We start from the raw sequence: 9,764 nt of genomic DNA on the forward strand, positions 1-9,764 counted from the left end.
CGACCAGGATCTGGTCCACATCCAACCATGTTGATCTTGACTCCGAAATTCGGGAGCTATCGTACATTTCGGGCCCTGTGACGGAGGATCAGAAAGGACGACAATATTTGTGGCGAACAACAAAACCCGCACCCGTACCCCGACCCGATGGGGTCGGTGCACGGATGCGGGCGATGTAGGCATCGGCGGTGGGGTCAGATCACCGGTTCTTTGGTGATGGTGGCCCAGGCGGCGCCGCTGTCGGGGACGCGGGGCTGTTTCCAGACCTCGATGGGGAAGGAGACCATGACCAGCGACTGCATCAGGTGCATGAGGCTGCGTGCGTCGTCGGGCAGGTCGTCGAGGTCGAACTTGTCGCAGTAGGTGATGGCGTCTTCCAGGCGTGCGAAGGCGGCGTCGTAGAACTGCTGCATTTCGGGCATGGTCGAGGCGAGGCGCTTGGCGTAGCGCTCGGGTTCGGTGGCCAGGGCCCAGTCGGCGTAGGGCTCGAGGTCGGAGAACTCAGTTGGCAGCGGCATCGCGGTGCTCCTTGACGTAGTCTGCGACGGTTTTGTGGAGGTGGCGCAGGAGCATTTCCTGGTCGCAGAGGGGGAATTCGGTCACCGCGCGGGTGCCGATCATCGTTTGGGTGGCTTCGAGGGTGTTGGCGTCCTGAAGGGCGTATTCCTTGAAGGTGACTGCGGCGAGTTCCTGTGCGAGGCGCTCGCGGGCGTTCTTCGGGGGGACGAAGTACAGGCTTGCTTCGAAGATGTGCTTGTCGACAGCGGTGGGCCAGTAGTTGTAGGTCAGGTACCAGCCCGGCTCCCAGATGAGCAGGGTCATGTTGGGGAAGAACTCGAAGCTGTCCTGGCCCCAGCTGTGGAAGTTGGCGGGGTTGAGTGCCTTGGGCAGTTCGTCGAGGCCCTCGATGTCGGGCTTGTCCCAGGGTCCGAACAGGCCCGAGCGCAGGGCGCGTTCGATGGGCTTGACCATGTTGGGGTCCTTCGGCGGTGCCATGCCGCCCCAGGAGGAGATCATCGAGTGCGGGGGCTGGAGGTCGTAGTGCAGGGCCTCGTAGCCGTAGCCGGCGAGCTTTTCGGCTTCTTCCTTGACCGCTTGCTTCATGTGCAGGATCGGTGCGTGGTAGAACTCGGCGAAGGCGTCGATGAACAGCTTCCAGTTGGCGCCGATTTCGGAGCGGTAGCTGTAGACCTCGGTCATCTTGTCGAAGGGGTAGCCTTCGAGTTCTTTGGCGTAGTCGCCGAGGTAGTCGACCAGTGCGATGGCGTTGGGGTCGAGGTTGATGTAGATGAACCCTTCCCATGTTTCGCAGCGGACGTCTTTGAGGCCGTAGTCCTTCTTGTCCAGGTCGAAGAATTCGCCTTCTTGCTGGACGAAGGTCAGTTCGCCTTCGAGGCTGTAGCGCCAGGCGTGGTATTTGCAGGTGAACTGCTTGCAGCTGCCGGCGGTTTCTTCCTGGGGGAAGTCGTTCCAGACGAGTTTGTTGCCGCGGTGGCGGCAGACGTTGTGGAAGGCGCGGATCTTGCCGTCGTTGCCTTTGACGATGATCAGGGAGGTTCCGGGGCCGGCGGAGGGGAGTTCTTTGGTGAAGTAGCTGCCGGTGCGGGGGAGTTGTTCGACGCGTCCGACGTAGAGCCAGGTCTTTTTGAAGATGGCTTCGCGTTCGGCTTCGAAGAATTCGGGGTCGATGGAGTCGGTGTAGTCGACCGGGGCGGTACCGAGTTCGGGATAGTGCTCGGTCCAGCTTCCCTCGGCCGGTTTGGTGAAGTGGGGCAAGGCTTTCTACCTTTCGTCTTCGAACTCGATACCGAAGGTGTTGTACGCCATCGCCATCAGGCTGTAGCCACCTACGGTGAAGATCAGGTCCATGAGTTGTTTGGTGTCGAGACGGGCTGAAAGTGCCGTCCATGTCCGCTCGGAAATCCGCGAGGACTCGTGTAGCTCGTCGACCGCCTCGAGCAGCGTGCTCTCGAAGGGATCGTCCGACTTGCCGTCCAGCGCTGCGGAGATTTCGTCTGCGGTCAGGTCGGTTTCTGCCGTCGCAATGACTTTGTGATGCTCACGCTCGTACTCGCATTCATGAAGATGTGCGGTACGAAGGATGGCAAGTTCGCGCAGGCGGGGCGGCAGCGTGGACCGGAAGAGCAGATGCACACTGAACCCGAGGAATGCCTTCGTCAGTTCCGGATGGTTCACGAGCGTCGCCATTGCGACACCTGCGCGTTCCGGATTCCGCATATCCCGGGGCATGAGCCCTTTCAAAGCGGCATCAACCTTGTCGTCCCATCGATCTGCCGGCAGTGGGGGCAGTAGGACCACTCCCAGCCTCCTCCCTCTCGGAGAATCACATTCTCATTTCTGATCGATAGGTTTCCATGCCTCGCGCCGGGTGTCAAACACCCACGTTGTCCCCGATGTATCCGCAGGTCACCGAGGTGTCGAACCGTTCTCCCCGCGCGCGCACGTCGCGCGAGGTCTGAAAAAGGAGGTCACTCCGCTTAGGGGTGTTTGCCGGGAGAACAGGTTGATTCTCCGGATAGGAGAAGATAGTTTCCTTGTATTGAGCTGCTCGAACCGCCGCTCTGTGCCGCTCGTGCTCGGGGGTGCCGTGGAATGCGGCACCCAGGCCCGGGCTTTCCGGATGTTCGCGCACTCGCAGAACCCACGCTCGGTGTCCGAGCGATCGACAGAGAGGTACGCCGTGACCACACCTTCACCGCTCCGCCCCGGTCAGCAGCTCGCCAGCACCACCTGCTCGACGAGGATCGTCGTCGTCCGGGTTCCCTCGGAAGGCGTGCAGGAGTTCGCCTGTGGCGGAGAAGCCATGATCCCGGCAGCTCCCGGCCGCCCGTCGGAACCGGCGAGCGGCACCGGGACACTGCTCGGCAAGCGGTACGTCGACGCCGGCGACACGGTCGAGGTGCTCTGCACTTCCCCGGGCGCAGGCGAACTCAGTTACGCCGGGGTTCCCATGGCCGTGAAGTCGGCACAGGCATTGCCGGCATCCGACTGACCGATCCGGGTCGGTGCGTTCGAAGTGGTGCTCGAAAACCGTCGAGCACATTCCCGGGAACGGTGCACAGCCGGTGCACGAATCGCAGAAGGGCACGAAGTGAGCGTCCAGGTACGCAGTCACCGCAAGATCGGTGAATCCGAACAATTCCGAAGCTGTCGGGAGACTGCGCGGCACTACCGTCGTGCCCGCGCGCTCGCCCGGCCGTACGGCTCGGACGTGAGGGGACAGTCATGGGAGGCATGAGTTTCGACCTCACCGAGGACCAGGAACTGATCCGTTCCTCGGTCGCCGAACTGACGAAGAAATTCGACGACCAGTACTGGATGGAAAAGGATCTCGCACACGAGTTCCCGTCCGAGTTCTACAAGACGATGGCCGACGGCGGCTGGCTGGGCATCACGATGCCCGAAGAATATGGCGGGCACGGTTACGGCATCACCGAGGCGACCCTGCTGCTCGAGGAGGTGGCGCGTTCGGGAGGCGGTATGAACGCCGCAAGCGCCATCCACCTGAACATCTTCGGTATGCAACCCGTGGTCAAGCACGGGTCCGACGAACTCAAGGCGCGGACGCTGCCCCGCATCGTGAACGGTGACCTGCACGTCTGCTTCGGCGTCACCGAACCGGGTGCGGGTCTCGATACGTCGCGGATCACCACCTTCGCCAAGCGCGTCGGCGACCACTACGTCGTCAACGGGCGCAAGGTGTGGATCTCGAAAGCGGCCGAGTCGGAGAAGATCCTGCTCCTGACTCGCACCCAGCGTTACGACGAGGTCGAGAAGAAGACCGACGGCATGACCCTGTTCATGACAGACCTCGATCGCAGCAAGGTCGACATCCGGCCCATCCGGAAGATGGGACGCAACGCCGTCACGTCGAACGAATTGTTCATCGACGACCTGCACATTCCGGTCGAGGATCGCGTCGGCGAAGAGGGCCAGGGCTTCCGCTACCTTCTCGACGGTCTCAACCCCGAACGGATGCTCATCGCGGCCGAAGCCCTCGGTATCGGGCGGGTGGCACTCGACAAAGCCGTCAAGTACGGCAACGAACGCGAAGTGTTCGGCCGGCCCATCGGAATGAACCAGGGCATCCAGTTCCCCCTCGCGGATTCGCTGGCACAGCTCGACGCCGCAGAACTGGTGCTCCGCAAGGCAACATGGCTCTACGACAACGGAAAGCCGTGTGGCAGGGAAGCCAACACAGCGAAATACCTCTGTGCCGACGCGGGATTCACCGCTGCGGACCGCGCTCTGCAGACGCACGGCGGCATGGGGTATTCGGAGGAATACAACGTCTCGCGCTACTTCCGCGAGGCACGCGTCATGCGCATTGCACCGATCAGCCAGGAAATGATCCTGAACTTCCTGGGCTCACACGTTTTGGGATTGCCGAGGAGTTACTGATGGCGGAGAAGAACAACCTTTTCGACCTCACCGGACGGTCGGCGCTGGTCACCGGCGCGGCAGGTGGCATCGGGTCCGCGGTGGCGGAGGCCCTCGCCGCGGCCGGTGCGGCAGTTCTCGTCACCGACGTGGACGGTGATGCGGCTGCGCTTGTGGCCGAGCGGATTTCGCAGAACGGCGGCAAGGCAGACAGTGCCGCACTGGATGTTCGCGACCGGGCCGCCGCCGACTCTGCGGCTGCGCGGGCCGCCGGCTTCACCGAAGGCGTGCTGCACATTCTGGTCAACAACGCCGGTGTCACCGATCCCGCGATGTTCGCGGAGACGAGCACCGAATCCTTCCAGCGCATCCACGACATCCATGTGCTCGGCGCCTTCACCTGTTCGCAGGCAGCGCTTCCTTTCCTGGCCACGGACGGCACCGGACGCATCATCAACGTCACCTCGTCCGCCGGAATCACGGGCACTCTCGGCCAGGTGAACTATTCGGCCGCGAAGGCCGGCATCATCGGAATGACCAAGTCGCTGGCACGGGAGCTCGCGCGGAAGAACATTCTCGTCAACGCGCTCGCCCCGCTCGCTGCGACACCGATGACGGAGACGATTCGCACGAACGAGAAGTTCGCCGCGACCATGCTGAACCGAATTCCCCTGCGACGCTGGGCCGAGCCCTCGGAGGTCGCTGGTGCCTTCGTGTTCCTCGCCACGGACGCCGCGTCGTTCATCACCGGCCAGGTGCTGCCGGTAGACGGTGGCATGGTGATGTGATGTCCGACCCGACGAGCCCGGAGGGCCCGCTGTCGGGGGTCACGGTCGTGACGCTCGAGCAGGCCGTCTCGGCGCCGATGTGTACTCGCACGCTCGCCGACTTCGGGGCGCGGGTCATCAAGATCGAAAATCCTCGGGGCGGTGATTTCGCCCGCGACTACGACGACGTCGTCAACGGTATGGCCGCGCACTTCGTGTGGGCGAACCGGGGCAAGGAATCCGTCACGATCGACCTGAAGTCGGACGCCGGAATCGCAACCTTGCACACGCTGCTGGCCGGTGCCGACGTACTCGTGTCGAATCTCGCTCCGGGAGCCACTGCGCGACTGGGTATCTCGCGGGAAATGCTGGCGGAGCGCTACCCCGATCTGATCGCTGTAGAGATCGACGGTTACGGCCAGGGCGGACCGCTGTCCCACAAGCGCGCGTACGACCTGCTCGTGCAGGCGGAGTCGGGCGCGTGCGCGGTGACCGGTTTCCCCGATATGCCGGCGAAACCGGGTCCTCCCGTCGCCGACATCAGCACGGGTCTGTATGCGGCCGTGTCGATTCTCGCGTTGCTGTGCGGAAGGGAACGGCATCGTGGACGTGCCGGGGCGCTGACCTCGGTGTCCGTGAGTCTGTTCGACACCATGACCGAGATCATGGGATATCCGCTCACCTACACGCGATACTCGGGTGTGGATCAGCAACCGCGCGGGATGAGTTCACCGGCGGTCTCGCCCTACGGTGCGTACCGGACGGCCGACGACCAGACCGTGGTGCTCGGTACGACCAACGACCGGGAGTGGCAGCGACTCGCACGCGAGATCATCGGACGTGACGATCTCGCCGACGACGAGCGTTTCCGCACCAATACCGGACGATGTGAGAACAGGGCGGTTCTCGACGAGGCGATCTCGCAGTGGTGCGCACAGTACCCGCTCGACCACGTGCAGAAGGTCGCGGACGAGGCCGGGATCGGCAACGCGCGATACAACCTGCCGAGTGAAGTACTCGTGCATCCCCAGTTGACGGCGCGTGACAGGTGGCGCGAAGTGGATTCGCCGAACGGTCCGATCGACGCGCTCTTGCCACCGCCGGTGATCACGGGCTTCGACCCGCCGATGGGCGCTGTTCCGGGCCTCGGTGAACACACCGCACGGGTGCTCGCCGACGCCGGATTCAGGTCGGATCAGATCGAGAAACTTCGTGCGGAGGGTGCAATCGGCCCCGCGTACCGGTTCCCGGAATCGGCTGCGAGGCAGAACCGGTGACGGCCGGGGAGTCACTGCTCGTCGACGATCGCGGTGGTGTGCGGACGCTGACACTGAATCGGCCCGCCCGCAAGAACGCACTCGACAGCGGTTTGTGGGATGCGCTGCGCAATGCCCTGGACGAGGCCGGTCAGGACCCCGAGGTGCGGGTGCTTGTGGTGACCGGCGCCGGCGGCGCGTTCTGTTCCGGAGCCGACCTGTCCAATCCCGGTCGGGCGCACCCTTTGCGCAAGATGCGTGTCCTCACCGACATCGCATTGCTTCTGCACGAGCTTCCGGTGCCGACCATCGCAAAGATCGACGGTGTGGCGGTCGGAGCCGGATGGAATCTGGCGCTGGGGTGTGACTTCGTTGTCGCGACTCCGAGATCCACGTTCTCGCAGATCTTCTCGCGACGCGGGCTGTCGTTGGACCTCGGCGGATCGTGGCTGTTGCCCAAGCTGGTCGGCCTGCAACAGGCCAAGAGGCTGGCTCTGCTCGCCGAGACGATCGACGCGGAACACGCCCATCGGCTGAACCTGGTGACCTGGGTCGAGCCCGAAGACACGATCGACGCGTTCGTCGACGACCTCGCCGGCCGTCTCGTCGCGGGTCCGCCGGTGGCGCTCGCGCAGACCAAGGCGCTGCTGAACGAGGGGGCCGATCGCACCCTCCGTGAATCGCTTGCCGGGGAGGCCCGCGCACAGGCGGTCAATTTCGCCACCGCGGATGCACCCGAAGCTTTCGCCGCCTTCGCGGAGAAACGGGACGCGAGGTTCACCGGTCGCTGGGCGATCGGTGGCGCCGCCGCCGCGAAGTCTGCGCCCGGTGCGTCAGGCGTGAGGCAACAACCGGATACGAATGGAAGAGAAGAAGATGCGTGAAGTTGTCATCGTCGAGGCGATCCGTACCCCGGTCGGTAAACGCAACGGAGGACTGGCGGGGGTGCACCCGGTAGATCTGTCGGCGCACATCCTTCGGGCTCTTGCGGAGCGAACGGGTATCGATCCCACCGTGATCGACGACGTGGTGTGGGGTTGCGTGTCGCAGGTGGGCGACCAGTCCAGCAATGTCGGGCGCTACTCGGTGCTCGCCGCCGGATGGCCCGAATCCATCCCGGGCACCACCGTCAACCGCGCCTGTGGCTCGAGCCAGCAGGCACTGGATTTTGCGGCCCAAGCCGTGATGTCGGGTCAGCAGGATGTGGTCGTCGCAGGCGGGGTCGAGGTGATGAGCCGGGTGCCGCTCGGTGCTGCGCGCGGCACCGGTATGCCCTACGGTCCCCAGGCGCTGGCCCGCTATGACGGCTTCGCGTTCAACCAGGGGATTTCGGCGGAGAAGATCGCGCAGAAGTGGGGTCTTTCGCGGACCGACCTGGACGAGTACGCGGTGCTCTCGCACGAGCGTGCCGCTGCGGCGCAGGATCGCGGAGCGTTCGACGGGCAGATCGTGCCGGTCGCCACCGACAACGGATCGGTCTCCGCGGACGAAGGCGTCCGCCGCGGAAGCACGGTGGACAAGCTTGCCGGGCTGAAGCCTGCTTTCGCCGAGGACGGAGTCATCCACGCCGGCAACTCGTCGCAGATCTCGGACGGCGCGGCCGCCCTCCTGGTGACGACCCCTGACAAGGCGCGCGAGCTGGGACTGACGCCGCTGGTGCGATACCGCGCCGGTGCGGTCGCCGGAGCGGATCCGGTTCTCATGCTCACCGGCCCGATCCCGGCGACCGAGAAGGTGCTCGGCAAAGCCGGTGTCGCGCTCGGGGATGTGGGTGTTTTCGAGGTCAACGAAGCGTTCGCGTCGGTGCCGCTGGCCTGGCTTGCCGAGACCGGAGCCGACATCGCGCGGGTCAATCCACTCGGAGGTGCCATCGCCTTGGGTCATCCGCTCGGCGGATCGGGTGCGGTGCTGATGACGAGGATGATTCATCACATGCGTGACCAGGGACTCCGGTACGGACTCCAGACGATGTGCGAAGGCGGTGGGACCGCGAACGCCACGATCGTCGAGTTGATGGATCGCTGACCTCGTGTGACATGGGTTGCAAAATAAACCCGGTGAGACCCTTGTCACATGGGACCAAACCGACCTAATGTGTGTTCGGTAGGTTTGGTCGACGAGGAGGGCGAAGCAAGGGTGCAACACCGTGCGTACGACACGCTCCTCGCCAGGGGTGAGGATCGGAGGGCGCAAATTCTCGGCGTCGCCCAACGGTTACTGGCGAGGAACGGGTGGCGGAGCACGAGTGTCGCTCAGATCGCCCGGGCCGCAGGGCTGAGCCCGGCGGGTCTGCTGCATCACTTCGATTCGAAGACCGAGTTGTTGCATGCCGTGCTCGACGCACGGGATGCCGACGACCTTGCTCGTGTGGACCGCTCGGGAGATCTCATCGAACAGATCATGAAGATCCCCGGTCGCTTCCGGGACTCTCCCGATCTGGTGGGGATGTACGCGGTGCTCCTCGTGGAGAACCTCGAACCGGACGCGCCACTGCACGATCGCCTACTCGGTCGATATCGAGCGGCACTCGACACGGTCGAGGCCGGGATCCGGCGCGGACAGTGCGCCGGACGATACCGAACGGATCTGGACCCAGCCGTCAAAGCGGTGGAGATTGTCGCTTTCCTCAACGGAATGGAAACCTCATGGCTACTCGATCGTTCGCTCCCTCTGACCGAGATCTTCGAGGACTACACACGGTCTCTCGAGCAACAGCTCATGCACGCAAGCACATTCTGAGGAGGCGACTCGCGGTCGTCGCGCCTCGTGTCGCCGACGCAGTGCGATACACCGGCGGCTGGCTGTACGACCAGGTGGCCGCGGGTTGGGAGGTCGTCGTCCTGGTGCCCGGAAATGCCGATATCCGGCCCCTCGAGATCCTCGGTGCCACCACGGTCGACCTCGAATCGGCACTGGAGTGTTCCCCGCACGGCCCGATGCCCGACACCGTCGCGGTGGCGACAGACCTCTACGAAGCCGACGCACGGATCCGTCAGGGCCTGCTCGAGACCTTGGCGAAGCACCCCACCACGATCACGATGTGGGGCAAAGACGTTCCTTCCGAGCTCGACTCCCGGTTCGGTTCCACTCAGCACCGGTTGAGCAGAGCGGCACGAGTTTTCAAGGCGCACGCACTCCAGGCTGCGACGAACTCACCCGTCGACGTCGGGTTCACCGAGTCCTTCCGTACCGACGGAATTGGATCGATGCCGGCGACCGGCACCCTCACCAGCATTCGTTGACGAACACGGCACGGCCCGCACCTCCCGGGGATTCGGGCCGTGCCGTCGTGGGGGGGCCGTTGGCGGCCGGGCCCCCCGCGGTGTGCCCCCCCCCCGTT

At 64.3% G+C, this 9,764-nt stretch carries 11 protein-coding genes; 8 read left to right on the plus strand and 3 right to left on the minus strand.

All coding sequences use genetic code 11. The features are described from left to right. Positions 1-194 precede the first annotated feature (194 nt). Genes TVH25_RS11140 through TVH25_RS11150 form a run of 3 tightly spaced genes read right to left on the minus strand, consistent with a single transcriptional unit; the run spans position 195 to position 2,250 of the window. The gene (locus tag TVH25_RS11140) at positions 195-518 is read right to left on the minus strand and encodes a hypothetical protein (protein WP_169622021.1); all 324 of its coding nucleotides are present in this window, start codon (positions 516-518) and stop codon (positions 195-197) included. After that, on the minus strand, positions 502-1,776 hold the full coding sequence (locus tag TVH25_RS11145) for an aromatic ring-hydroxylating oxygenase subunit alpha (protein ID WP_169622017.1): 1,275 nt from the start codon (positions 1,774-1,776) through the stop codon (positions 502-504). Before TVH25_RS11145 ends, TVH25_RS11140 begins: the two co-directional genes overlap by 17 nt. 6 nt (positions 1,777-1,782) lie before the next feature. Next, on the minus strand, positions 1,783-2,250 hold the full coding sequence (locus TVH25_RS11150) for a carboxymuconolactone decarboxylase family protein (RefSeq protein WP_169622183.1): 468 nt from the start codon (positions 2,248-2,250) through the stop codon (positions 1,783-1,785). 451 nt (positions 2,251-2,701) lie between these two features. On the opposite strand from TVH25_RS11150, the gene TVH25_RS11155 reads away from it, so the two are divergent. From TVH25_RS11155 to TVH25_RS11190, 8 genes are all read left to right on the plus strand, one after another. Beyond that, positions 2,702-3,013: a hypothetical protein gene (locus TVH25_RS11155; RefSeq protein ID WP_422424168.1), complete on the plus strand. Its 312-nt coding sequence runs from the start codon at positions 2,702-2,704 to the stop codon at positions 3,011-3,013. A gap of 242 nt (positions 3,014-3,255) precedes the next feature. Continuing rightward, entirely contained in the window at positions 3,256-4,422 is a 1,167-nt protein-coding gene (locus TVH25_RS11160) for an acyl-CoA dehydrogenase family protein (RefSeq protein ID WP_169622184.1), read from the plus strand. Next, complete coding sequence (locus tag TVH25_RS11165; protein ID WP_169622023.1) at positions 4,422-5,189, plus strand: SDR family NAD(P)-dependent oxidoreductase; 768 nt, start codon at positions 4,422-4,424, stop codon at positions 5,187-5,189. The genes TVH25_RS11160 and TVH25_RS11165 overlap by 1 nt, the downstream gene beginning before the upstream one ends. After that, positions 5,189-6,445 (plus strand): CaiB/BaiF CoA transferase family protein, encoded by a 1,257-nt coding sequence (locus tag TVH25_RS11170; RefSeq protein WP_296550702.1) that lies wholly within the window; start codon positions 5,189-5,191, stop codon positions 6,443-6,445. The genes TVH25_RS11165 and TVH25_RS11170 overlap by 1 nt, the downstream gene beginning before the upstream one ends. Beyond that, entirely contained in the window at positions 6,442-7,308 is an 867-nt protein-coding gene (locus tag TVH25_RS11175) for an enoyl-CoA hydratase/isomerase family protein (protein WP_169622025.1), read from the plus strand. Before TVH25_RS11170 ends, TVH25_RS11175 begins: the two co-directional genes overlap by 4 nt. Next, a complete protein-coding gene (locus TVH25_RS11180; RefSeq protein ID WP_422424174.1) occupies positions 7,301-8,449 on the plus strand; it encodes a thiolase family protein in 1,149 nt (382 codons plus the stop codon). Before TVH25_RS11175 ends, TVH25_RS11180 begins: the two co-directional genes overlap by 8 nt. Positions 8,450-8,560: 111 nt before the next feature. After that, positions 8,561-9,163 carry a TetR/AcrR family transcriptional regulator gene (locus TVH25_RS11185; protein ID WP_296550703.1) on the plus strand — a complete coding sequence of 201 codons (603 nt, stop codon included), beginning with the start codon at positions 8,561-8,563 and terminating at the stop codon, positions 9,161-9,163. A 41-nt stretch (positions 9,164-9,204) separates the two neighbouring features. Next, positions 9,205-9,666 carry a hypothetical protein gene (locus TVH25_RS11190; protein ID WP_422424172.1) on the plus strand — a complete coding sequence of 154 codons (462 nt, stop codon included), beginning with the start codon at positions 9,205-9,207 and terminating at the stop codon, positions 9,664-9,666. Positions 9,667-9,764 lie beyond the last annotated feature (98 nt).

This window comes from Rhodococcus sp. 7Tela_A2, assembly GCF_049311045.1.
Lineage (GTDB): Bacteria > Actinomycetota > Actinomycetes > Mycobacteriales > Mycobacteriaceae > Rhodococcus.